This window comes from Nonomuraea fuscirosea, assembly GCF_035917475.1.
GTDB lineage: Bacteria > Actinomycetota > Actinomycetes > Streptosporangiales > Streptosporangiaceae > Nonomuraea > Nonomuraea fuscirosea.
Genome location: NZ_CP109074.1, coordinates 5,895,845 through 5,918,380, shown reverse-complemented (window position 1 = coordinate 5,918,380; position 22,536 = coordinate 5,895,845). Strand labels below are relative to the sequence as shown.

Genomic DNA, 22,536 nt, shown 5'->3' with positions numbered 1-22,536 from the left:
CCACCCGCGACCCCCCAGCATCCACCTACCGGGAGTCCAGGTTGACCCTCATGATCGACAAGAGTGCGCCGAGCACCCGAGACAAGCCCAGGACGCCCGGCAAGGCGCGCCTGCGCGAGCACGTGATGGGATGGCTCTTCGTCGGGCCGTTCGGGATCGTGTTCCTCGCCCTGCTCATCGCGCCGCTCGCGTACGCGCTCTATCTCAGCCTCTTCCAGAAGAAGCTGATCGGCGGCACCAGTTTCGTCCTCTTCGACAACTACGTGAAAGCCTTCACCGACCCGAGTTTCCTCTCCGGGTCGTGGTTCGTCATCCGTTTCTCGCTGGTCTCCATCCCCTTGCAGATCATCATCGCGCTCGCGATGGCCCTGATCCTGGATGCGGTGACCTCCCTGTTCGCCCGTTTCTCCCGTCTCATGATCTTTCTCCCGTATGCGATTCCGACCGTCATCGGCGCCGTCATGTGGGGATTCCTCTACAGCAAGAGCTTCGGGCCGCTCTCCGACCTGTTCGGCCTGTTCGGCGTCACCCCGCCCGACTTCCTCGGCGGCAACCTGATCTTCTACGGCCTGGTCAACATCGTCACCTGGCAGTGGGCCGGCTACTACATGATCATCCTGTACGCGGCGCTCCAGGGCATCGACCCCGCGCTCTACGAGGCCGCCCGCATGGACGGCGCCGGCAAGTGGCAGATCGCCCTGCGCATCAAGATCCCGCTGATCGCGCCGGCGCTGCTGCTGATCCTGGTCTTCTCACTCATCGGCACCCTGCAGTTCTTCAACGAACCACAGATCCTGCGCTCCCTCGCGGCCGGCACGATCGGACCCGACTTCACCCCCAACATGTACGCCTACCAGCAGGCGTTCGCCCTGGCGAACTTCAACTACGGATCAGCGATCTCCTTCGCTCTCGGCGGGATCGTCTTCGTCGGCGTCTACGCCTTCCTGTTCTTCACCCGCAAGCGGAGGAGCTTCCTGTGACGAATGCCCGCTCCCGCGCCGGCGTCCGCCGCCGGCCGCAACGCCACCTGCCCCTGCAGGTGCTGCTCGGTTTCCTGGTCGTGTACTTTCTCGTGCCGTTCTGGTGGGTCATCGTCAACAGCTCCAAGGACGCGCCCGGCCTGTTCGGCGGCGGCAACACCCTGTGGTTCGCCGACCGGATCGACTACCTCGGCAACCTCCAGCAGCTGTTCACCTACGACAACGGCATCTATGGCAAGTGGATACTCAACTCCACCCTGTACGCCTTCGCGGGCGGGATCGGCGCCACGGTCCTGGCCGTCATGGCCGGCTACGGGTTCGCCAAATACCGTTTCGCCGGCCGGCGCTTCAGCTTCGCGCTCGTGCTCGGCGCGCTGATGGTGCCGGCGACGGCCCTGGTCATCCCCACCTTCATGATGTTCTCCGAGTTCGGCCTGACCAACACGATCTGGGCGGTGATCCTCCCCTCCCTGCTCAACCCGTTCGGTGTCTACCTGATGCACGTCTACGCGCGCGACGCCGTCCCGGACGAGATCCTGGACGCGGCGCGGGCCGACGGCGCGGGCGAGATACGCACGTTCCTCCAGGTCGCCTTTCCGCTGATGCGGCCCGCGGTGGTCACGGTGCTGCTCCTGTCGGCCGTGGCCTCGTGGAACAACTACTTCCTGCCGCTCGCCATGCTGTCGGACAACCGGCTCTTCCCCGTCACCGTCGGGCTCGGCCTCTGGCAGGGCATCGCGTCGGCCAACAACGCGGGCAGCACCTCACTCTGGAGCCTGATCATCCTGGGCGCGCTCGTGTCGGTCGTCCCGCTCGTCATCGCCTTCTTCAGCCTCCAGCGGCACTGGCGGGGCGGGTTGTCCGTCGGCGGCCTGCGGTAGCCGGAAGGCCGGCTCAGACGGCCGGGGGCGGGGCGGTGCTGGCGCGGACGACGAGCTCCGTGGCCAGCTCGACCCGGTTCTGCGCCGGCGGCTCGCCCTGGGCCAGCGCCAGCAGCATGGTCGTGGCGGCGGCGGCCATGGCGGTCAGCGGCTGGCGGATGCTGGTCAGCGGCGGGATCGCCCATCGCACCGACGGCATGTCGTCGAAGCCGACCACGCTGAGGTCGTCGGGGATGCGCAGGCCGAGCTGGTGGGCCGCGTGGTAGGCGCCGATGGCCTGGCCGTCGTTGGTGGCGAAGATGGCGGTGGGCCGGTCGGGCAGGCGGAGCATGCGGTGCGCCGCCGCCAGGCCGCCTTCGATGAGGAAGTCCCCGCGGCCGATGAGCTCGGGGTCGACGGGCAGGCCGGCCATGTCGAGGGCGGTGCGGTAGCCGTCGAGCCGGGCCCGGCTGGACAGGGCGGCGTCGGGGCCGGTGATGATGGCGATGCGGCGGTGCCCGAGTTCGAGGAGGTGACGGGTGGCGGTGAGGCCGCCGTTCCAGTTGCCGACGCCGACCGAGGGGATGTCCCCGCTGGGCACGTCCGCCGGGTCGAGCAGGACCAGCGGGATCTCGCGGCGGGCGAGCTGCTCGTGCTGGATCTCGGCCAGGCCGGAGAACACGGCGATCACGCCGCTCGGGCGGCGCCGCAGCACGCCCTCCAGCCAGGCGTCCGCGGTGGACTGGTCGCGGCGCAGGTCGGAGATGCCGACCGTGAGGTCGTGCTCGCGCGCGACGTTCGTCACGCCCTTGGTGATCTCGACCGGGTAGTCGCCTTCGAGGGCGTGGAAGACCAGCTCCACCAGGGCCGTCGGGGTGGAGCGGCGGCGCTGGCGGCGGTAGCCGTGCCGGCTGATGAGCTCCTCGACGGCGGCGCGGGTTTTGGACGACACCTCGGCGCGGCCGTTCACGACCTTGGAGACCGTCGCGGTGGAGACTCCGGCCAGCTCGGCGAGCTGGGCGATGGTGAGAGGGGACGACTCCGTGGTCATGGCCGCAGTCTAGTCAGGGGATGCGGGACGGACGGGTGGCGCGGGCACGCCGTGCGGCCACCGACGGGTGACGCGGGCACGCCGTGCGGCCACCCCCGTCCGCTCCCGGTGCGGACGGGGGTGGCCGCTGTCTTCAGGGGCCGAGACCCGCTGTTCTTCAGCGGAGGGCGATCAGCCGGGGGAACTCACGCGGCGTAGGTCCACTTCTGGTTGCTGCCGCCCCAGCAGCTGTAGAGCTGCAGGCCCGTGCCGTTGCCGGTGCCGCCGCCGACGGCGTCGAGGCAGAGCCCGGACTGGACGCCCACGATCGTGCCGTCGGAGTTGACCTGCCACTTCTGGTTGTCGCCGCCCCAGCAGGAGTAGATCTGGATCCGGGCGCCGTTGCCGGAACCGGCCGCGTCCAGGCACTTGTTGCCGTAGACCCGCAGCTCACCGGACGAGGTCTGCTCCCATTGCTGGTTGCTCTGGCCGTTGCAGTCGTACAGCTGCACCGCGGTGCCGTCGGCGGTGCTGGCATTGGTCACGTCCACGCAGCGGCCGGAGGCCGAGCTCCTGATCTGCCCCTCGTCGCCGCCGCCGGGCGGCGGTGTCGTGGTGCCGCCGTTGAGCGCGTTCAGCACCGCGGTGTAGGCGGCCTTCTTGTTGCCGTTGCCGTCGAAGAGCAGCGCGCTGGCGCCGGAGCCGAGCCAGGAGTCGGTGTCGCGCACGCCCCAGACCGAGATGCCGGCGCACCGCGGCACCGCCAGGCAGTCGTTGACGACGTTGGCGTACGTGGTGGCCGAGCCGCCCTGGATGTCCAGCTCGGTGATCTGCACGTCGACGCCCAGTGCGGCGAAGCTCTGGATGGTCGTACGGTAGTTGCTGTTGTAGGGGCTGTTGCCGTTGAAGTGCGACTGCAGGCCGACGCAGTCGATCGGCACGCCACGGGACTTGAAGTCGCGGACCATGTTGTAGACGCCCTGCGTCTTGGCCCAGGACCAGTTGTCGATGTTGTAGTCGTTGTAGCAGAGCTTGGCGGCCGGGTCGGCGGCGCGGGCGGTGCGGAAGGCCACCTCGATCCAGTCGTTGCCGGTGCGCTGGAGGTTGGAGTCACGCCGGCCGCCGGAGTTGCCGTCGGCGTAGGCCTCGTTGACCACGTCCCAGGCGTAGATCTTGCCCTTGTAGTGGTTCATGACGCCGTTGATGTGGTTGATCATCGCCTGGCGCAGCGTGCTGCCCGACAGCTGCTGCATCCAGCCCGGCTGCTGGTTGTGCCAGGCCAGCGTGTGCCCGCGGACCCGCTTGCCGTTCTGCACGGCCCAGTTGTAGACCCGGTCCCCTGCGGAGAAGTTGAACTGTCCCCGGTTGGGCTCGGTGGCGTCGATCTTCATCTCGTTCTCGGCCGTGACCATGTTGAACTCGCGGTTGGCGATGGTCGTGTAGGCGGAGTCGCCGAGCTTGCCCGAGGCGATGGCGGTGCCGAAGTAGCGGCCGCTCTGCGCCGCCGCCGCGCCCAGCGTGCTCTCCGCGGCGACGGCCGGGATCGCCGTCGCCAGTGCCGTGATCAGGCCGAGTGCGCCGATCGCGCCGGTGATCAGCGCTCGGCGGCGGGCGCGTTGCGGTCGCCTGGCGGTGAGTGGGGGCATGTCGGGTACAGCCATGCTTGAGCCTCCAGGGGCGAATCATGGGTGCGGTACGAGCTCGTCGTCGGAGCGCGTACTGGAGGTGGGGGAGCTCACCTCGGGCACTCAGTGTGTGGAGGTCGCCGAAAGTTGTCAAGAATCCAGTGAAACTTTCGTAACAGCCCGTTCTTCGAGGAGGGTGCTGTACTGGTGTGTTGCGGCGCCAGGGCACTTGAAATGTTTCGGATCGAACACCGGGCAGGCTGAGCTTTCGTGAAACTTTCATCGCCCCGTCGTGCTCGATTGATCGCCTCTACCTGGCCTATCCCCAGGCGGCCGGGATCCACCGCCGTCACCGTAAGCTAAGGCGCTCTTGACAGTACCTTTCCGGGTCATGTTCGCTACCTCCCGCCACTGCCTTCAAGGAGCTCGGCCCCGTCGGCGTTAGCGCTAACAGCGGAGAGGCGGAACCATGAACCGAGGCGGACCGCGAACGAGCCGGTACGTGGGCGTCGGCGCCGCCGTGGTGGCGCTGCTCACGGCGGGGATCACCGCGCTGGCCATGTTCCTGACGGCCACGCCGGGCGCCTCAGCCGCGGCGTTGACCGAGGTGACGGGCTTCGGCGCCAACCCCGGCGGCCTGCGGATGTACGTGTACGTCCCGGACGGGGTGGCGGCCAGACCCGGCGTGCTGGTGGCGATGCACGGCTGCAACGGCTGGGCTCCCTCCTTCCACCAGGGCACCGAGTTCGCCTCCCTCGCCGACCGGTACGGCTTCGTGGTCATCTACCCGCAGGCGAACAAGAGCGCCAACGGCCTGTCCAACTGCTTCGACGTCTGGTCCGCCGAGGCGCTGCGGCACGGCGGCGGCAGCGACCCGGTGTCGATCGTCTCCATGACGAACTACGTGCTGCAGCGCTACAACGGCGACCCGGGGCGGGTGTTCGCCACCGGCTTCTCCTCCGGCGCGATGGAGACGCTCAACCTGCTCGCCACGTACCCGGACGTGTTCCAGGCCGGCGCGCCGTTCGCGGGGGTCCCGTACGGGTGCCTCGGTCCCGCGGGCTGCGGCGACAAGACCCCGCGGCAGTGGGGCGACCTGGTCAGGGATGCCTATCCCGGCTACACCGGGCCCCGGCCGAGGGTGATGGCCTGGCACGGCACCGCGGACAACGTGCTGCCGTACACGATGCTGCATGAAGAGACCGACCAGTGGACCGACGTGCACGGGCTGAGCCAGACCCCCACCGCCACGGACAGCCCGCAGTCCGGCTGGACGCGGCGGGTGTACGGGCCCGGGCAGGTGGAGACGTACACGATCAGCGGCGCCGGCCACGACCTGCCCCACCCCGGGATGGCCGCGCACGCCATCCGCTTCTTCGGCCTGGACGACGGCTCGTCCACCACCACGCCGACCGCGCCGCCCGCCGGGCAGATCAGGGGCGTCGGCTCCGGGCGCTGCCTGGACGTGCCAGGAGCGGCCACCGCCGACGGCACCCAGGTGCAGCTGTGGGACTGCAACGGCCGCGCCAACCAGCAGTGGGCCGCCACCGCGGCCGGTGAGCTCCGGGTCTACGGCGGCAAGTGCCTCGACGCGGCCGGCGCGGGCAACGGCGCCGGTATCCAGATCTACGCCTGCCACGGCGGCGCGAACCAGCGCTGGCGGCTGAACGCCGACGGCAGCATCACCGGCGCGCAGTCCGGGCTGTGCCTGGACGCGGTGGGCCAGGGCACCGCCAACGGCGTCCGGCTCCAGCTCTACACCTGCCACGGCGGCGCGAACCAGCGCTGGACCCGCACCTGAGCCCTCCGGCGGGCTACCGGCCCGACTCCGCCAGGTCGTGGGCCGCGCCGATCACCCGCTCCACGACCTCGGCCGGCGGCTCGGACGCGTCGACGATCGTCGCGCCCCGGCGCTCGTAGATCTCGCGCAGCCGGGGGTTCCACATCAGGGATGCCGCCAGCTCCTCGGGGTGCCGGCCGAACGTGTTCGTGGTCCGGGTGGCGAGGCGGTGGCGGAGGGTGTCGTCGTCGATCACCAGGCACACGACGAGGTCGAACAGATCGCGTACGTCCGCCTCGTTCTCCACCGACCCGCACAGGAACGCGACCCGCGAGCGGGACTCCTCGGCGAGGGCCTCGACCCGCTCGCGGACGATCGCCCACCCATGCCGATCGAGCCAGCCCTCGGGAACGGGGTACGGAGGGTCCGTCACCACCTCGCCCGTGTCCCGATCGACCCAGCGGCTGAAGCCGTCGTCATCGGCGTCGAACGCGGCGTACCCGCGCGCCCGCAACATTCCGCAGACCGTGGACTTACCGGTCCCCGAGTTGCCCGTCACCCACACCAACGGCATGCCGCCAGTGTAGAGACGATCACCGCGACCCCGCGCCCCCTTATCCTGCCTTCGATGAACGGTTCCGAGGCCGCCGGCGAAGACTTCCGCGAGCATGGACGGGTCACCGGGGCATGAACGGCGATCAGGAACGCCCCCTGCTCTTCCTCGACGTCGACGGGCCGCTCCTGCCCTTCGGCGACGGCGCGCGACCGTCGTGCGGCGGGCTCGGCGACGGCGCGCGGCCATCGGGCGGTGGGCACCTGGCCCGGCTCGACCCGCGGGCAGGGCTTCGGCTGGCGGCGCTGCCGTGCGACCTGGTCTGGGCCACGACCTGGGAGGACCAGGCGAACACCGAGATCGCGCCCCGGCTCGGCCTGCCACGGCTGCCGGTCGTGAACTGGCCCGAGCCGTCCCCCGAGAACGAACGCGAGGACCGGTGGTTCGGGCTCTGCTGGAAGACCAGAACGCTGGTGGCGTGGGCGAGCGGGCGGCCGTTCGTGTGGATCGACGACGAGATCACCGACGCCGACCGCGCCTGGGTGTCCGCACACCACCCCGGCCGAGCCCTCCTCCATCACGTCCCGTCGGCCCGGGGCCTCACCGACGACGACTTCACCGCCCTCGACCACTGGTTACGAGCGGTCTGATCCGGCGGTCGCCCGGGGATTTGAGTTCGCCCATAGGCGAACTCCTAGCGTCGTCACCATGACCGACAACATCGATGGCCGGCTCCGTATCGCCGTGGTGATCGGGTGCGTGCGCACGCCCAGGATGGCCGACTCTCTCGCGGCGTGGCTGGAGCGTGAGCTCGCCGCGGTCGACTGGCTCGACCTCGACCTGATCGACCTGGCCGCCGTCTCGCTGCCGATGCACGCGATGCAGCTTGGCGGGGCGGGCGGGTCGCCGATCTCCGGGCGGCTGGCCGACGCCGACGGGTTCGTGTTTCTGACCCCTGAGTACAACCACAGTTTTCCCGCGGCGCTGAAGAACGCGATCGACTGGCACTTCACCGAGTGGGCGTACAAGCCCGTCGCCTTCGTCGCATACGGGTCCTCCGGTGGCATCAGGGCGGTGGAGCAGTTGCGCGGCGTCATGCCCGAACTGCGGGCCACCACGGTCCGGGAGGCGGTGCTGATCCCGATGGCGTGGGAGCACCTGGACGCCGGCGGCCGGTTCGTTCCGCCGCCCGGCACGGCGCAGGCGCTGCACGTGACGATGGACGAGTTGCGGACGTGGGCCAGTGCGCTGCGCTCCGTCCGGCTCCCGGATCCGGCCGGTCGGCAGTGAACGAGCCGACCCGGCCGGAGGTGAGCACGCCGACCCGGCTGGAGGTGGGCAGGTTGACGCGGCCGGCGGTGGGCAGGCTGACGCGGCCGGAACTGCGGGTCGCGGTCGTGCTGGCGTTCGGTGGGTTGATGGCGGTGCTGGACGCGACGATCGTCGTGGTGGCGCTGCCGCGGCTGATGGCGGCGTTCGGCGCGTCGCTGACCTCCGTCCAGTGGATCATCACCGCGTACACGCTCGGCATGGTGACGACGATGCCGCTCGCCGCCGGTCTCGCCACGCGCTGGGGCGTCCGGCGCGTGTACCTGGTGGCGCTGGCCGGGTTCGCGGTCGCCTCCGCCGTCGCCGGCGCGGCCGGCGACCTGGGCTGGCTGATCGGCGCGCGGGCGGCGCAGGGCCTCAGCGGCGGGCTGATGACGCCGCTGGGAATGGCGATCGGGTTCGGCGCGGTCGCCCCGGAACGGCGCGGCCGGATGGTGGCGGTCACCGGGCTGCCGCTGCTCATCGGGCCGATCCTGGGCCCGGTGCTCGGCGCGGCGCTCCTGGGTACCGGCTCGTGGCGGGCGCTGTTCTTCCTCACCGTGCCGCTGGCGCTGGCAGGAGCCGCGGGCACGCTGGCCTGGCTGCCGGCCGATCCCGCGCGGCGGCAGCGGGTCCGGCTCGACCTGCCGGGAGCGATGCTGCTGGTGCCGGGCATCGTCGCGGTGGCGTACGGGATCAGCGCGAACGACAACGCGGCCTGGACGCGGGTCGCCACGGTGGTCGTCGGCGCGGTGCTGGTCGCGGCCTTCTCCGTCCGGGCGCTGACCCATCCGGAGCCGCTGCTGCGGATCCGCCTGTTCGGCGATCCCACGTTCGGCCGGGGCGCCGCGGTGCTCGCCTTGTACGCGGCCCCGTACTTCGGCTCGGCCCTGCTGATGCCCGCGTACGTGCAGACGCTGCGGCTCGACAGCGCCTCGGTCACGGCCGCGCTGATGATCCCCGGCGCGGCCGGCATGGGCCTCAGCCTTCAGGTCGCGGCCCGGCTGCTGGAACGGCTCGGCCCCCGGCTGGTCGTCGGCACCGGGCTCGGCCTCGCGATCGCGTCCGGCGTGGTCCAGGTGATCATCCTGCGGCCGGACACCTCGTACCCGCTGCTCGGCCTGCTCGGATTCGTCCAGGGAGCGGGCACCGGCGCGATCATGATGCCGACGATGTCCGGTTCCAGCAGGAATCTGCACGGCCCCGATCTGGCCTCGGGCTCGGCGTTGCTGGCGCTGGTGAGCACGATCGCCAACGGCATGGGCACCGTACTGATCAGCGCGCTGTTCACGGTGCTGACCGCCGCGACGACCGGCGGCGCGTCGCTCACCGCCCTGGCCGGGCAGGGAACGGCGGAGCGAGCCGCCCAGGCGGTCGCCGTCACCGACGCCCTGCGCTGGGCTCAGGCGGCGGCCCTCGTCCTGATGTCGCTGGCCCTGCTCGTACGGCTGCGCTCCCCGGGCCGGGCATCGGCGATACTGGACCGGCGAGAGCCGGCGGCCGCGAGGACGAGAGGTGGGACATGACCGTCACCGACCACCCCGGCTTCCAGGCGTCGCTCACGGTCGGGCAGGTGGCCAAGGCCGCCGGGGTGACGGCCAACGCCGTCCGCTTCTACGAGCGCTACGGCGTGATCAACGCCCACCGCAACAGCGGCAACGCCCGCCGCTTCACCGTCGACGCGATCTGCCGGATCAAACTCGCCCTCGCCGCGCAACGGGTGGGCATCACCCTCAAGGAGAGCGCCGAGATCCTGGCCGGCATCCCGCCCCTCTCCCGCGATCTCGACCAGTGGCTCGCCGCGGGTGAAGAACTCGTCCGGATCGGCCGTTCCCGCGTCGACCGGCTCCAGGCCACCGTGGACGAACTGGCCACCTTGGACTTCCTCCAGAACGATCCGCGCGCCTGACCCTCCGCCCTCGCAGCTGACGCCCCGGCGCCTCGGCGCCGGCCGCCCGTACAACTGCGCCCACCGCCGCCCGTACAACTGCGCCCGCCGTCCCGCGTACGACCGCGCGCGCCATCCCGTGTACGACCGTGCCCGCCGCTGTCCGGAAGACGGCGGTGGCCTCCACCTCACTCACAGCAGAAAGCCGACATGCGTACTCTCCATGGCAAGACCGCCCTAGTCACCGGCGCGAGCAGAGGCATCGGCCGGGCCATCGCCCGGCGCCTGGCCGGTGACGGCGCCCGCGTCGCCGTCCACTACGGCGGCAACGAGAAGGCCGCCGCGGAAACCGTCGCCGCCATCGAGGCGGCCGGCGGGCAGGCCTTCGCCCTGCGGGCCGAACTGGGCACGCCCGGCGACGCCGACCGCCTGTGGGCCGCCTTCGACGCCCACGCCGGCGAGCTGGACATCCTGGTCAACAACGCCGGCATCCTCAACGACGAGCCCGGCATCGAGCACGTCACCAGAGGACAGTTCGAGCGGATCTTCGCGGTCAACGCCACCGCCCCGTTCTTCGTCACCCAGCTCGCCCTGCCCCGGCTGCGCGACGGGGGCCGGATCATCAACATTTCCACGATGCTGACCCGCGGCGCGTTCATGCCGCAGTCCATCAGCTACGCCATGTCCAAGGGCGCGCTCGACGTGCTCACCGCGACCCTCGCCAAGCAACTCGGCCCGCGCGCGATCACCGTCAACACCGTCGCGCCCGGCGTCATCGACACCGACATGCACGAGGGCCGACTCGTCGGGGACGCGCTGACCTGGGTGTCGTCGCTGTCACCCCTGGGCCGCGTGGGCACCCCCGAGGACGTGGCCGGCGCGGTGGCCTTCCTGGCCCGCGACGACAGCCGCTGGGTGACCGGCCACTGGCTGGACGCCTCAGGCGGAACCCTGCTCTGACACTCCTACGCGCCACCCAGTACGTGACGCGTTGCTTGCATCGGGACCTACTGCACACCCGAGGTGTCGGCGCTGGTGGGAGTATCACCTTTGAAGTGACGATCTCGTTCAGGCCGACCGGTCCACCTACGCCGACGCCTCAGCCCCTGACCCGCACCTACCCAGCGGCTCAGGGCAGTCCCGTACTGGCCGCTATACGTCGGCGGATGGCAGCGAGTGCGCGATCTGCCCGGGAGAAGTCGACACGTGAACCCTTCCCGTCATCGGTGCTGACCTTCGTCGTCACGGTGAAGCGATCTCCCGGCACGATCAGAGTGAAACGTTCGGCGACGGTGTCCTTCTCCTGCGCATCGACGAACGCGTAAGTGGGCTCAGCGTCCTCCGTCCTCTTCGCGCCTGGCGGGAGATCCAGTCGAACGGTATTGACGTTCACCGAGACGATGTCTCGATAGCGGTACTCGCTCGTCTGTTCCTCAGGCTCCCGCACGCCGGTGATGGAGTTCAGCGCGGTTCGATACGCGCCCAGTTTCTGATCTGCCATACATACGACGAAGACGGTGTAGCGGGATGCGATGTAGCCATCACCCACCCTGTGATGTCTCACCAGTTTGGTCTTGGGAGGGTTGGCGGGACCGACGATGACGAGAGGATCGGTGATGCGTCGTCCGGTGTTATGCAGTTCCTCCTTCACGATGCCCAGGCGGGTGAGGGCCCGATCGACGATGACGTTCACGTCGTGTTTCAGCCATCGGCTTATCTGCTCTTCTGAGGGAAGGTTCTCCTCATAGACGCGCATTTCTTCTCGGTAATCCACCATGGCCCGCTGGAACACACGATGGTGCCGCCAGTTGGCGAACAGCGCCTGGAACGTAACACAGCCACCGAGACAGGCCGTGATGACGCCGGTGATGCCTATGTACGGGGCCGGGGATAGTAACGACCACAAAGGACTGCCGTACGCCGTCAAAAGTGTGATGGCGACCCAAAGGATGCTGGCGCCGCCCGCCATGGGCAGCAACCCGTAGAGGGGGTTGAGCCGTTGTTCCCGCACCGGTGCGGCGGGTACCGGAGTGAACAAGGTGCGCATACGACGTTCACGCTCGTCTCGTTCGTCATCACTGAGTGACGATACCGGAACGGATACGGTGCCACCGGGAGTCACCCGTTCGTCCAATGCCTGCCACGTTGGTGATTCACGGACCGAGATAGTGGTGACTATCCGCTGTGCCCATTCCAGGTCCAGGCTCGCACTCGCCTCTTGAGCCTCATCCGAAAATCCTGCTTCGCGTAAGAAAGCATGATCAAGGTCTTCGTCGACGATAGCCCTGAGGACGAGGGCGGCCTTTGAGTCTGGATCGAGTTCGCAGGCTTTGGTCAAGAGGGCATGAATCTCATTATGAGTCTGGTCTGGATGAGAGCGCGGACGTCTCCCTTGCAATTTGGCGAAGGCGTGCTCTGTTCGGACCTCGGCCATTTTTCTTGCGGATGAGGATGGTTCGTGGGCCAAGTATTCCGTGTAGCGCTGGCAGGCCTGTTGCCACTGGTGTTCCGCCAGCGCCCGGCGAGCCGTAGCCAGATCCTCCTGAGGGTTCCTGTTGCCCGAGTAGAAGTGCCCTATGTTCTGCTGGTTTGCGACCGGCGCGTGATTGTTGACGTGCATCTCGCTCGGGTCAGGGCCGCCCGTCTCCTTGTCGTCCGCGAGATCCGTCATCTCACCCGCCGATGATCGCCGATATCGCGCTGATCGCTCCAGCGACCTTGGCCACGTCATCTGCGGATGCTCCACCGACTGAGAGCATGTCCCGGAGTCTCAGCAATGACGCTTTAAGCCGGCTGGTAGGTTGCCCGCCTGCCTCGTTCAGGCTCTTTTCGACTTCTGCGACCACCTCCATCCCAATGGTCTGCGGGATGGATCCGGCGGCGATCAACTGGCTGAGCTGGGCGATCCCGGCCTGAACGTCGGCCTGGGGCCAAGTGACGCTGTGGTCGATGTTCGTCTGGTTGGTCACTGACCCAAAGTTGTTGACCTGCATGTTCTCTCCGCTCAGCTCGGTGACGTCATCTCGGCTGCCTGTGGATGAGGACGACTGCATCTGGTCTATAAATCGCTCCAGACGGGAGGAACGTTGCATCTGCTCACATGCGCGGCTACGGGGATATTGCTGGAAATGTGTCGATCTATGGGGATGCCAGGCTCGTGAAGTCACTAGTGGAGAGATCCCGCCTTCCTGCGGGCGGCATGGCTCCACACACTGGTGTTCCGGCGGAGCACACCGATGGGAACAGCGCCGAACCGGTGGCGGAGTGGGTTGTTTGACTGGCGATGTACTCATCAGGCTCGCGCCATGCCTGGTCTGACCGGTGATGGCGTGCTCTCGCCACGCCGGAGTTCACCGCTCGGCTGCAGTGGGCGATCGTGTCCAACCGGTCCGCTGCCGCAGTCGCTCGCGCCGTTCGTGCCGGCGAAGCCGGGTCACTGCCAGGCGGAGAGGAGGCGCTGGAACTGCTCGTTCGCCTGGATCGGGTCGAAGTCCGGCATGGCCTCGCGCATGAGCTCGTGCGTCTGGTTCTGGGCGTCGGCGCGGGCCGCCCGTACCGCCGCGAGGGTCTGTTCGGCCAGTTCCTGGCTGTTCATCCGCTTCGTCCGGGGGCCGTAGGTGACGGCGAGGACGCGGCCGTTCACGTCCGTGGTCGCCTTGACCTGGCCTCCGGCCGTCTCGCCCGCTCCCACGATCTGGTCGAGGTCCTCCTGCGCCGTCTCCAGCCAGGCCAGCACCCGCTCGCCCTGGCGGGCGATCTCCTCGATGTGCTGGTCGGTGATGTCGGCGGGGTCGAACCGGGGGTGGTCGTGCACGCTGCTTCCTCCGTGCCCGATGAGCGGGCCGTACGAGATGGGGCGGGTCATCAGGGCGCGGTCATCCGAGCAGGTCGCGGGCGACCTGCTCGACCCGGCCGCGGACGAACGTCTCGTCGAGCGGCTGGGGGAGAGTGGCGGCGCCCTCGGCCGCGTCCGCGATCTCCTGCGCCTTGCGCGCCGCCTCGTCCTGCGCCGCCCGGAGCACGGCGGTCACCTCGCGGGCGAGCGCCGCCTCTTCGAGCCGCAGCGCCCTCGGGTCGATGCGCAGCCGGGTCGGCTCGCCCTCGCCGACGGCGGCCGCCTCGATCAGCCCGTCCTTGCTCCTGGCCACACCCTCAACCCGCCGCATGGCGGCCTGCGCCTCCCGGAGGTCGCGGATGACCCGCTGGCCCTGGGCGAAGTATTCGAGCAGGTATTCATCGTCGTTGTCGGGTGTGGGTGGCCGCATGTCGGACCTCCGGCGGTGAGGAGAGCGGACGGCCGACCAGTCTAGACACACCCGGCCGGGTTTTTACACGGAGATTTACGTCTCATGAACAACAAAAATCATGAAGATCCTGACAAGTGACGATATCGTGCTGCGCCATGACGGGACTCGAGATCGCCTTGGGGACGGTGGGGCAACAGGCCACCCGGATCAGGGCCCACGGTGAGGACTACGACGCCGCGCTCTCCCCGATGAAGGAGCGCGGCGACGGGGTGTCCTCGTTCGGGGACGACGGTCTGTTCGGCATGTTCACCAGCGTGTACGCCGAGTGCCGCGCGGTGTCGATGGCCGCGCTCGACGGGCTGTCGGGGACGATCGCCGGCACCGGCGACAACCTGCACGCGGTGATGAGGAACACGCAGGAGGGCGAGGCCGCGAGCAACGAGAGCGTCCAGGCGCTCGACCGGTCATGGCTGTAGTACTTCCCCCGGCGGCGGCCGGGATCATGCAGATGCTCGGCCCCTGGCCGAACATGAACGAGGACGAGGTCAGGGCCGAGGGGAACGCCGCGCGTACGGCGCAGTCCGGTACGGCCCCGGCTGCGGGCGGCGCCGACGCGGCGGTCCGCAACACGCAGCAGGTCTACCGTGGCCAGTCCGCCGCCGGCATGGAGACGCACTGGAACAGGACCGGCGCCCAGGGCGGCCACGTCGCGCAGGCGAACGCGGCGATGCGGGTGATGCCGGCGGCCCTGGACGGCACCGCCACCGTGGTGTCGGCGGTGAAGGTGGCGGCGGGCACGCAGGCGGTGTTCACCGCGGTCGGGGTGGCCAAGGCGCTGGCGTTCGGCGGGGCGGTCGGCGCGACCGTCGCGACGGCCCGGATCCTGGCCTCGCGCCAGGCGGTCAGGAAGATCCTGCGCGAGGGCAGCGAGGGCACCGGCAAGGTGATCGCCCCCATCGTGCGCCGCCGGGTCACCGAGCCGATGCGCCGCATCCTGGACGACCTGCGTCCCCCCGGGCCACGCCTGGCCATGGCCGGCCCGCGCGGCGGAGTCCCGCTCCGGCCGTCCGGCCTGCGCAACCCGGCCGGGCCCCGGACCGTCAAGGACGGCATGATGCAGATGGCCCGCGGCAACCGGCGTGGCGGCCGGGGCAACAGCGGCGGCCGGGGGAGTGGCGGCGGTGGCGGCTTCTTCTCCCGCAACTCGAACCAGGGCTCGCGCCACGACGGAAGAGTCCACGGCGATCCGCCCAGCAGCGCCAGGGGCATGAGCGAGGCGGAGGCCAAGAAGGCCGAGGAGATGCTGGAGAAGAGCATCAAGGCCAGGAAGGCGGAGGAGGAGAGGAAGGGCTGGGAGTCCGGGCACGCCGAACGGATCAGGCGCGAGGAAGCAGCGCTGCGCCAGCTGAAAGAGGACATCAAACGGCAGTACGGTCAGTGAGAGCAGCAGAAGAGCAACAGGAGGCAGGAGAGCCGGTGCAGACGCAGACAGGCGAGGACCTGATCGAGCGCATCCTCGCGCATCCGGGCGACGCCGACCTCGTGGGCCCGGCGGCCAACGATCTGCTCAGCGAGCTGTACGCGGGATTCCCCGTCCAGAACCTGGTCAGGCTGCTGCACAGCGGCGACGACCGGATCCTGCCGACGGCGGCCTGGCTGCTGTCCGAGCTCACCGACCTCGCCGCGCCGCTGGTCGAGGAGTTGCCGCCGCTGCTGTCCCACCCGATCCGCAGCGTACGGTACGACGCCGTCGCGGCGGCGCTGGTGATCGCCGACGAGCGGCACGGGCCTCTCATCGCCCGGGTGATCGAGTTGAGCCGCGATCCCGAGAGCGGGGTCCGCTGGAAGGCGCTCGAATTCCTGACCGAGGCGTCGATCGAGCAGCTTGAGGCGGGAGCGGCCTGCCTGCCGCCCGGGCAGCTCAAGGACCTGACCGAGTGGCTGATCGGCCAGGACGGCGAGGAGCCCGACCTGACCGGCATCGTCCACCGGCTGGAGGACGGCGACGCGGTGAGCCGGCTGTTCGCGACTGCGGCCGCCGCGAGCCTGTCCGACGAGCAGGACACCAACCTGCTGGAGCACGCGGTCATGGTCGAGGAAGAGGAGATCCGCTCGTTCGCCGAGGAACGGCTGAACGAGCTGCGCGGCTCCGCCTGAGCATGCCCGCCCCGGCGCGGGGGGCTCGGCCGCGACGGCGGGGCTGACCGGCACCCCGGCGGCACACCTCGATGAGCCGGACCGGCGCGCCCCCGCGAGGGCGCGCTCCCCGGAACCGGGCGGGGCGGTCCCCTGAGGGGGTCGCCCCGCCCGTGCCGTTGGAGCTCCCCCTGCCCTGCTTCCGCGACGCCCGCGCCGTTTCCGGCGTCGGCCGGAGCGGGTGGTTCCGTCGCCGGGCGGGAATGGACATGCCTTTTCCCGAGGTCTGGGCTATGGTCGGCCGTATGACGGGACCGTGGAGAACACCACAAGGGTCCATCGCGCATGTCGGCGCGATGGTCCTGGTCCTGCTGTCCCTGGTCGTGGCCAGCGCCTCCGCCCCGGCGAGCAACGCCGTCGCGGCGGCCGCGCAGTCCTCGGCCGCCGGCCCCGTGTGGAGCGCGGGCGGATCCGGCACCGACCTGTCCAGCCTGCCGCCGCAGGCGGGCAGCGCCCGCGAGCACCACGTGCTGTCGCTCTGGCCGCCCCTGCGCGGCGAGCGCCAGGCCGACCTCGCCCACCTGGCCCTGCTGCCGGCGCCCGGATCCGACGCGGACACGCGCCGCGATCCCCAGCAACTGGCGCACCGCACCGCGGGATCGCGCAGCCCGCCGCAGGCGTAACCGACGTCTTCCGCACCGGAGTCCGCCGCCACCAGCGCCGCGGGGTCCGGTGACCCGCGCTGCGCGCACGCTCACCTGACGCCTTGGACGGTGTCCGTCCGCAGGTGTGCCGCCGCGCCGTGAAGCCGTCACGCGGCCGTCATCCCCGGCAGGAGAAACGGGCAGGCCGTCCCTGCGTCCAGTGCCCCCACGTACGGGGCCGCTCCGGCCTGCCGCCGTTCCGCTGACGTTGTCAGGAGTCGATCATCGTCATGGCTGTTGTCGCCTCTGTCCCAGTTCATCCGCGCCAGAAGCCCGCGCATCCCGGCACCCGCGCCGCCCGGGTCCGCCCGGCAGGCGCCGGTGTCGCACGGCTCCACCCGGCCGATGCCCCTGCCGTACGGTTCCGTCCGGCGGCGCGGGGGAGTGCGGGATGAGTCCGGCTCGGCGCTTTCTGGCGCTCGACCTGGGCACCGCCCGGACGCGGTCGCTGGCCGCGGGCGGGCACGCCATCGCCGACCGGCCGTCGGCCATCGTCAGGCGCTCGGCCGGCTCCGGCCGGACCGACGTTGCCTCGCCCATCCGGCACGGCATGGTGGCCGACCCGGGCGCCTGCCTCCGGCTGGTGCGCATGGCGGTGCAGGACACCCGCCACTACGACACCAGGCCGCTGGAGCAGGTGCTGGCCGGGGTGCCGGTGGCGGCCTCGCCCAGCGACCGGGCGGCGGTCCGGGCCGCGGTCGCCGACGTCGCCGGCTGCGAGGTGCGGCTGGTGGAGGAGCCGCTGGCAGCAGCCGTCGGCGTCGGCATCGACGTGCTCGATCCGCGCCCCTGCCTGCTGTTGGACGTCGGGGCGGGCATCGTCGAGGCCGTGGTGATCCGCGCGGGAGTCGTGACGGACGCGGCGGCACTCCAGCTCAGTGCCACGACCGGCGCGGGGCTGGCCGCGTACGCGCTGGAGAGCGTCGTCGACATGACGGCGAGCCTGCGACGCCGCCTGCCCGGGGACGCGCGCCCGGCCGCGCAAGCCAGGGGGCTGCTGGTGACGGGCGGTGGTGCGCAGCAGGAGTTGTTGCTGCGCCGGCTGCGCGCCGCGCTGCGGCTGCCGGTCAGCGCGGCGCCCCAGCCGCAGCACGCCACCATCCGCGGCCTGATGCGGCTCTGCCTGCAACCGGAGCTGGCCTCCGGCCTGACCCTGTCCACCCGCTGACCGGCCGCGACGCGGGACACCTTCGCGGGCGGGGCACCTCGCCCCGCACGTACGTGACGCATACCCTTCGCAGAAAGGACCACCTGGTCATGACCGACAGTCACACGACGCCACACCTCAGCACCGTCCAGCTCCAGGCGCTCCGCCAGGACCTGGAGGAGCAGCTGGAGCAGCGGACGAGACAGCTGAGCAGCCTTCGCGTCCAGGAGCAGGACGGCAGCGGCGCCGACGGCACCTGGCAGGAGCTGATCGTCTCGATCACCACCGCCGAGCGGGCCATCGCCGAGCTGTCCCAGGCTTTCGCCAGGCTGACGAACGGCGAGTACGGCCGCTGCGCCAACTGCGAGAGGGCCATCCCGTTCGAGCGGCTCAAGGTCCGGCCGCTGGCCCGTACCTGCATCGACTGCCAGCGGCGGCGCGAAGCCGCCTGACCTCACGGAAGGGGGCGGGGAGCCCCGCCCCCTTCCGGCGACCCGGAGCTGATGATGATCACATTGGACCGTCTGGTGAACGTGCTCGGCGGGTACGGCGTGCGCCTGTGCGGCCGTCCCGAGGCGCGCACGATGTGGCTGCGCGGCGTGGCGATGCCGGAGACCGCCGACCGCCACGCCGCGGGCGACCTGCTGCTGGCCGTCGGTGCTCCCGGCCTCGACGAGGCCGTACGGTGGGCGGCCGCGGCCAAGGCCAAGGCGGTCCTGGTACGTCCCGAGGCAACCGCCGCCGGAGAGGAGGGAGACCTCGAACGGGAGGCCGCCGCGCTCGGCGACCGGCACGGAGTGGCCGTGCTGCTGGCCGACCCCGCCGTCTCGTGGAGCCAGCTGGCCGGCATGGTGTACGGCCTGGTGCTGGAGAGCCGCGAGACCGCCTCGGGCCGGGGCCCGACCGACCTGTTCGCCCTGGCCGACAACCTGGCCGACGTGGTCGGAGGCGCGGTCACCATCGAGGACCGGCACTCGCGGGTGCTCGCCTACTCCCGTTCCCAGGAGGGCGGCGATCCGGCCAGGCTGGAGACCATCCTCGGCCGGCGCGTCCCCGATCGGCTGCGCGAGCTGCTGCAGCGGCGGGGCGTGTTCGCGCACCTGGCGGCGACGGACGAGCCCGTGTTCGTGCCCGCCGACGCCGCGAACGGCCTGACCGGGCGGATGGTGGTGGCGGTCCGGGCCGGCCGCGAACTCCTGGGCTCGGTGTGGATCGGCTGCGCCAGTCCGCTGACCGGCGCCCACCGCCGCGCACTGGCCGACGGCGCGCGTACCGTCGCCCTGCACCTGCTGCGCTCCCGCGCCAGCGCCGACCTCGAACGGCAGGTGGAGTCCGACCTGGTCATCCGGCTGCTGGAGGGCAGCGCCGACGCCGCGACGACGGCCAGCCGGCTGGGCCTGGCGCCGCAGGGGCTGCGCGTCATCGCCGTACGCGCCGACACCGCCGACGACCGGCACGCCGCGCTGCTGCTCGCCTTCGAGCAGGCCACCACCGGCTTCGGCTGGTCGCGGCCGGGACGCAGCGCGCTGCTCGGCGACACGCTCTACACCGTCCTGCGCGCGGAAGAGGCCGGCGCGGCCCGGCAGTGGATCACCGCGCTGCGCGCCGAACTGCCCGCCCGGGTCCGCGTCGCGGCCGGGATCGGCGCGCCCGCCGAGGTGGCGGAGCTGCCCGCCGGCCGCCAGGAGGCGGACGAGTGCCTGGCACTGCACGAGAGCGCCGCACCCGGCTCCGTCCCGCCCGCCTATGACGAGTCCTGGGACGACCTGCTGCTGCGCCGGCTCCGCGCCGCCGCGCGGACCGGCAGGACGCCCGCCCGCGGGCCGGTCAGCACGCTGCTGCGGCACGACACCCGGCACGGCACCCGATTCGTCCCCACGCTGCGGGCCTGGCTGGAGTCCCAGGGGGACCTCACCCTGGCGGCCGAGCGCCTCCAGGTGCATCCCAACACCGTCCGCAACCGGCTGCGCAAGATGGCCGAGCTCACCCCGCTCGACCTCGACGACGCCCGCCAGCGGCTGGCCATGACGATCATGCTGGCGGCCATGGAGGACGAACTCCGGTTGTAGCCCGTCCACAACGGCGGCGCCGCGATTGTCGTCCGCCCACAACGCCCCCGGCCGCCGCCGGGGCGATGCTGTCCACGGCAGCGGTAATCACCTGGAGCGTTGGAGGACGTCATGAGCGGCAACTGGCCGCGGTCGGTGGTCGTGGTGGGCGCGGGCATCGTGGGCCTGTCGACCGCCTGGTTCCTGCAGGAGCGTGGCGTGCGGGTCGACGTGGTCGACCGCGGCGGCGTGGCGGCCGGCGCGTCGTGGGGCAACGCCGGCTGGATCGCGCCGGGCCTGGCCGTCCCGCTCAACGAGCCCGCCGTCCTGCGTTACGGCCTGCGCTCGCTGCTCAACCCGGCGGCGCCGCTGCACGTGCCCGCCAGCCTCGACCCCGGCCTGTGGGCGTTCCTGGCCCGGTTCGCCGCCAACAGCCGGTGGGCGGCGTGGACCCGCGCGGCGCGGGCCAACCTGCCGCTCAACGACGAGGCCGTCGAGGCGTACGAGGTGCTCGCCGCCAATGGCGTGTCCGCGCCCGTCGTCGCGGCGCCCATCACCGCCGCGTTCCGCACGCCGCGCCAGGCCGGTAGCCTGCTGCGCGAGCTGCGCCGGCTCCAGGACGCCGGGCAGCGGGTCGAGCACACCGTGCTCGACCGGGACCGGCTGGCCGAGCAGGTCCCGCTGGCCGGCGAGGCGCTGACGGCGGGCGTACGCCTCGACGGGCAGCGTTACGTCGACCCGGGCGCGTTCGTGCACGCCCTGGGCCAGGCCGTGATGAAGCGCGGCGCGACCGTGTACGCCGTCGAGGTCGACGAGGTGCGCACCGACGACAGGAAGGCCGTCGTCCGCTCCGCCAAGGGCACGGTGCTCTCCGCCGACGCGGTGGTGCTGGCCACCGGCGCCTGGCTGCCGCGCCTGGCCAGGCAGTGGGGCGTGCGTGTGCCGGTGCGGGCGGGCCGCGGCTACTCCTTCACCGTGCCGGTCGACCACCCGGTGCCCGGCCCGATCTACCTGCCCGATGTGCGGGTCGCCTGCACGCCGTACCGCGACGGGCTGCGGGTGGCGGGCACGATGGAGTTCCGCGACCCGGACGCCCCGCAGGTGCCGGCCCGGCTGGACGCCATCATCGCCTCCGCCGAGCCGCTGCTGCGCGGGGTGCGCTGGGAGGAGCGCACCGACGTCTGGGTCGGTCCCCGCCCCGTCACCCCGGACGGACGGCCGCTGGTCGGCGCGACGATCGCCCCCACCGTGTACGTCGCGGGCGGGCACGGCATGTGGGGCATGGCCCACGGCCCGATCACCGGCCGGCTGCTGGCCGAGCAGATCACCACCGGCAAGCAGCCCGCCGCCCTGGCCGACTTCGACCCCCTCCGCTGAGGATCCCGTCCGCGTGCACAGCGCGGCGGGCCTCCTCAGCCCTTGATGGCGCCCTGGGTGATGCCGCTGACGAAGCTGCGCTGGAAGACGAGGTACACGACGACGATCGGCGCGATGACGATCAGGCAGGCCGCCGCCAGCAGCGGGATGTCCGTCGTGTACTGGCCGACGAAGAGCCCCAGCCCGCTCGGCGCCGTACGCCGGTCCGGGTCCTGCATCATGACCAGCACCAGCATGAACTGGTTCCACGACCACATGAAGTACAGCACGGACAGCGTGGTGACCGCGGGCCACGAGATCGGCAGCAGCACCCGCGCCAGCACCACGAGGTCCCTGGCGCCGTCGATGCGGGCCGCCTCGATCAGCTCTTCGGGCACGTTCGAGAAGTGCGTCTGCATCCAGTACACCCCGAACGGCATGAACAGCGCCGCCTCGGCCAGGATGACGCCCACGTACGAGTCGGTGAGGCCGACCTCGCGCAGGTTGAAGTAGAGCGCCACCACGATGACCTCGATCGGCAGCGTGAGCCCCATCACGAACGCGAACGACAACGTCCGGTGCCCCCACACCCTGAGCACCGCGAGACCGTAGCCGGCCAGCGTGGCCATCACCACCGCGAGCGGCACCACGAAGACCGCGATCAGCACGCTGGAGCGCATGAGGTTGGTGAAGTTGCCCCGCTCCCAGGCCAGCGCGAAAGTCTCCCACGACCACCGGTCGGGGATGCTCAGCCCGTCGAGCTGCGCGCCCGACGGATGCAGGGCGGCCAGCACGATGCCGGCGAAGGGCACCAGGACCATCACCGCCAGCAGGACGAGGACGCCGTACCGGAGACTGACACCGCCGCGCATGC

General features: G+C 70.9%; 24 protein-coding genes. 16 read left to right on the top strand and 8 right to left on the bottom strand.

Features of this window, described 5'->3' with window-relative positions; translation table 11 throughout:
• Window positions 1-50: 50 nt before the first annotated feature.
• Both OIE67_RS27020 and OIE67_RS27015 read left to right on the top strand, forming a co-directional pair.
• Window positions 51-980, top strand: a complete 930-nt coding sequence (locus OIE67_RS27020; RefSeq protein ID WP_326645054.1) for a carbohydrate ABC transporter permease — start codon at window positions 51-53, stop codon at window positions 978-980.
• Window positions 977-1,861 (top strand): carbohydrate ABC transporter permease, encoded by an 885-nt coding sequence (locus OIE67_RS27015; RefSeq protein ID WP_326645052.1) that lies wholly within the window; start codon window positions 977-979, stop codon window positions 1,859-1,861. The genes OIE67_RS27020 and OIE67_RS27015 overlap by 4 nt, the downstream gene beginning before the upstream one ends.
• A gap of 13 nt (window positions 1,862-1,874) precedes the next feature.
• On the opposite strand, the gene OIE67_RS27010 is transcribed toward OIE67_RS27015, so the two are convergent.
• Window positions 1,875-2,891: a LacI family DNA-binding transcriptional regulator gene (locus tag OIE67_RS27010; protein WP_326645050.1), complete on the bottom strand. Its 1,017-nt coding sequence runs from the start codon at window positions 2,889-2,891 to the stop codon at window positions 1,875-1,877.
• A gap of 185 nt (window positions 2,892-3,076) precedes the next feature.
• On the bottom strand, window positions 3,077-4,531 hold the full coding sequence (locus OIE67_RS27005; protein ID WP_326645048.1) for an endo-1,4-beta-xylanase: 1,455 nt from the start codon (window positions 4,529-4,531) through the stop codon (window positions 3,077-3,079).
• Between the two features lie 433 nt (window positions 4,532-4,964).
• On the opposite strand from OIE67_RS27005, the gene OIE67_RS27000 reads away from it, so the two are divergent.
• On the top strand, window positions 4,965-6,296 hold the full coding sequence (locus OIE67_RS27000; protein ID WP_326645046.1) for an extracellular catalytic domain type 1 short-chain-length polyhydroxyalkanoate depolymerase: 1,332 nt from the start codon (window positions 4,965-4,967) through the stop codon (window positions 6,294-6,296).
• Window positions 6,297-6,309: 13 nt separating this feature from the next.
• Here OIE67_RS27000 and OIE67_RS26995 read toward each other — a convergent pair whose 3' ends face one another.
• On the bottom strand, window positions 6,310-6,849 hold the full coding sequence (locus OIE67_RS26995; RefSeq protein ID WP_326645044.1) for an AAA family ATPase: 540 nt from the start codon (window positions 6,847-6,849) through the stop codon (window positions 6,310-6,312).
• A gap of 113 nt (window positions 6,850-6,962) precedes the next feature.
• On the opposite strand from OIE67_RS26995, the gene OIE67_RS26990 reads away from it, so the two are divergent.
• The 5 genes from OIE67_RS26990 (at window position 6,963) to OIE67_RS26970 (ending at window position 10,984) form a co-directional block, all read left to right on the top strand.
• Window positions 6,963-7,478: an HAD domain-containing protein gene (locus OIE67_RS26990; protein WP_326645042.1), complete on the top strand. Its 516-nt coding sequence runs from the start codon at window positions 6,963-6,965 to the stop codon at window positions 7,476-7,478.
• Between the two features lie 58 nt (window positions 7,479-7,536).
• The gene (locus tag OIE67_RS26985) at window positions 7,537-8,118 is read left to right on the top strand and encodes an NADPH-dependent FMN reductase (protein WP_326645040.1); all 582 of its coding nucleotides are present in this window, start codon (window positions 7,537-7,539) and stop codon (window positions 8,116-8,118) included.
• A 20-nt stretch (window positions 8,119-8,138) separates the two neighbouring features.
• A complete protein-coding gene (locus tag OIE67_RS26980; RefSeq protein ID WP_326645038.1) occupies window positions 8,139-9,662 on the top strand; it encodes a DHA2 family efflux MFS transporter permease subunit in 1,524 nt (507 codons plus the stop codon).
• The gene (locus OIE67_RS26975) at window positions 9,659-10,045 is read left to right on the top strand and encodes a MerR family transcriptional regulator (protein WP_326645036.1); all 387 of its coding nucleotides are present in this window, start codon (window positions 9,659-9,661) and stop codon (window positions 10,043-10,045) included. The genes OIE67_RS26980 and OIE67_RS26975 overlap by 4 nt, the downstream gene beginning before the upstream one ends.
• A gap of 189 nt (window positions 10,046-10,234) precedes the next feature.
• Complete coding sequence (locus OIE67_RS26970; protein ID WP_326645034.1) at window positions 10,235-10,984, top strand: SDR family oxidoreductase; 750 nt, start codon at window positions 10,235-10,237, stop codon at window positions 10,982-10,984.
• Window positions 10,985-11,153: 169 nt separating this feature from the next.
• Here OIE67_RS26970 and OIE67_RS26965 read toward each other — a convergent pair whose 3' ends face one another.
• The 4 genes from OIE67_RS26965 to OIE67_RS26950 form a co-directional block, all read right to left on the bottom strand.
• Window positions 11,154-12,695, bottom strand: a complete 1,542-nt coding sequence (locus tag OIE67_RS26965; protein ID WP_326645032.1) for a hypothetical protein — start codon at window positions 12,693-12,695, stop codon at window positions 11,154-11,156.
• 1 nt (window position 12,696) lies between these two features.
• Window positions 12,697-13,017 (bottom strand): hypothetical protein, encoded by a 321-nt coding sequence (locus tag OIE67_RS26960; protein ID WP_326645030.1) that lies wholly within the window; start codon window positions 13,015-13,017, stop codon window positions 12,697-12,699.
• A gap of 440 nt (window positions 13,018-13,457) precedes the next feature.
• The gene (locus OIE67_RS26955) at window positions 13,458-13,889 is read right to left on the bottom strand and encodes a YbaB/EbfC family nucleoid-associated protein (RefSeq protein WP_326645028.1); all 432 of its coding nucleotides are present in this window, start codon (window positions 13,887-13,889) and stop codon (window positions 13,458-13,460) included.
• Between the two features lie 10 nt (window positions 13,890-13,899).
• Window positions 13,900-14,289, bottom strand: coding sequence for a YbaB/EbfC family nucleoid-associated protein (locus OIE67_RS26950; protein WP_106245311.1), 390 nt, complete (start codon window positions 14,287-14,289; stop codon window positions 13,900-13,902).
• Window positions 14,290-14,426: 137 nt separating this feature from the next.
• Here OIE67_RS26950 and OIE67_RS26945 point away from each other — a divergent pair, with 137 nt between their 5' ends.
• From OIE67_RS26945 to OIE67_RS26910, 8 genes are all read left to right on the top strand, one after another.
• Window positions 14,427-14,747 carry a hypothetical protein gene (locus tag OIE67_RS26945; protein ID WP_326645025.1) on the top strand — a complete coding sequence of 107 codons (321 nt, stop codon included), beginning with the start codon at window positions 14,427-14,429 and terminating at the stop codon, window positions 14,745-14,747.
• Window positions 14,738-15,712 (top strand): WXG100-like domain-containing protein, encoded by a 975-nt coding sequence (locus OIE67_RS26940; protein WP_326645023.1) that lies wholly within the window; start codon window positions 14,738-14,740, stop codon window positions 15,710-15,712. Before OIE67_RS26945 ends, OIE67_RS26940 begins: the two co-directional genes overlap by 10 nt.
• A gap of 35 nt (window positions 15,713-15,747) precedes the next feature.
• Window positions 15,748-16,428 carry a HEAT repeat domain-containing protein gene (locus OIE67_RS26935; RefSeq protein ID WP_326645021.1) on the top strand — a complete coding sequence of 227 codons (681 nt, stop codon included), beginning with the start codon at window positions 15,748-15,750 and terminating at the stop codon, window positions 16,426-16,428.
• 284 nt (window positions 16,429-16,712) lie between these two features.
• Window positions 16,713-17,090, top strand: a complete 378-nt coding sequence (locus OIE67_RS26930) for a hypothetical protein (RefSeq protein WP_326645019.1) — start codon at window positions 16,713-16,715, stop codon at window positions 17,088-17,090.
• 412 nt (window positions 17,091-17,502) lie between these two features.
• On the top strand, window positions 17,503-18,279 hold the full coding sequence (locus tag OIE67_RS26925) for a rod shape-determining protein (RefSeq protein WP_326645017.1): 777 nt from the start codon (window positions 17,503-17,505) through the stop codon (window positions 18,277-18,279).
• A gap of 89 nt (window positions 18,280-18,368) precedes the next feature.
• Window positions 18,369-18,710: a TraR/DksA family transcriptional regulator gene (locus tag OIE67_RS26920; RefSeq protein WP_106245299.1), complete on the top strand. Its 342-nt coding sequence runs from the start codon at window positions 18,369-18,371 to the stop codon at window positions 18,708-18,710.
• A gap of 54 nt (window positions 18,711-18,764) precedes the next feature.
• Entirely contained in the window at window positions 18,765-20,327 is a 1,563-nt protein-coding gene (locus OIE67_RS26915) for a helix-turn-helix domain-containing protein (protein ID WP_326645484.1), read from the top strand.
• A gap of 111 nt (window positions 20,328-20,438) precedes the next feature.
• Window positions 20,439-21,683 carry an NAD(P)/FAD-dependent oxidoreductase gene (locus OIE67_RS26910; protein ID WP_326645014.1) on the top strand — a complete coding sequence of 415 codons (1,245 nt, stop codon included), beginning with the start codon at window positions 20,439-20,441 and terminating at the stop codon, window positions 21,681-21,683.
• A gap of 35 nt (window positions 21,684-21,718) precedes the next feature.
• On the opposite strand, the gene OIE67_RS26905 is transcribed toward OIE67_RS26910, so the two are convergent.
• On the bottom strand, window positions 21,719-22,534 hold the full coding sequence (locus OIE67_RS26905) for a carbohydrate ABC transporter permease (protein ID WP_106245297.1): 816 nt from the start codon (window positions 22,532-22,534) through the stop codon (window positions 21,719-21,721).
• Between the last annotated feature and the right edge of the window lie 2 nt (window positions 22,535-22,536).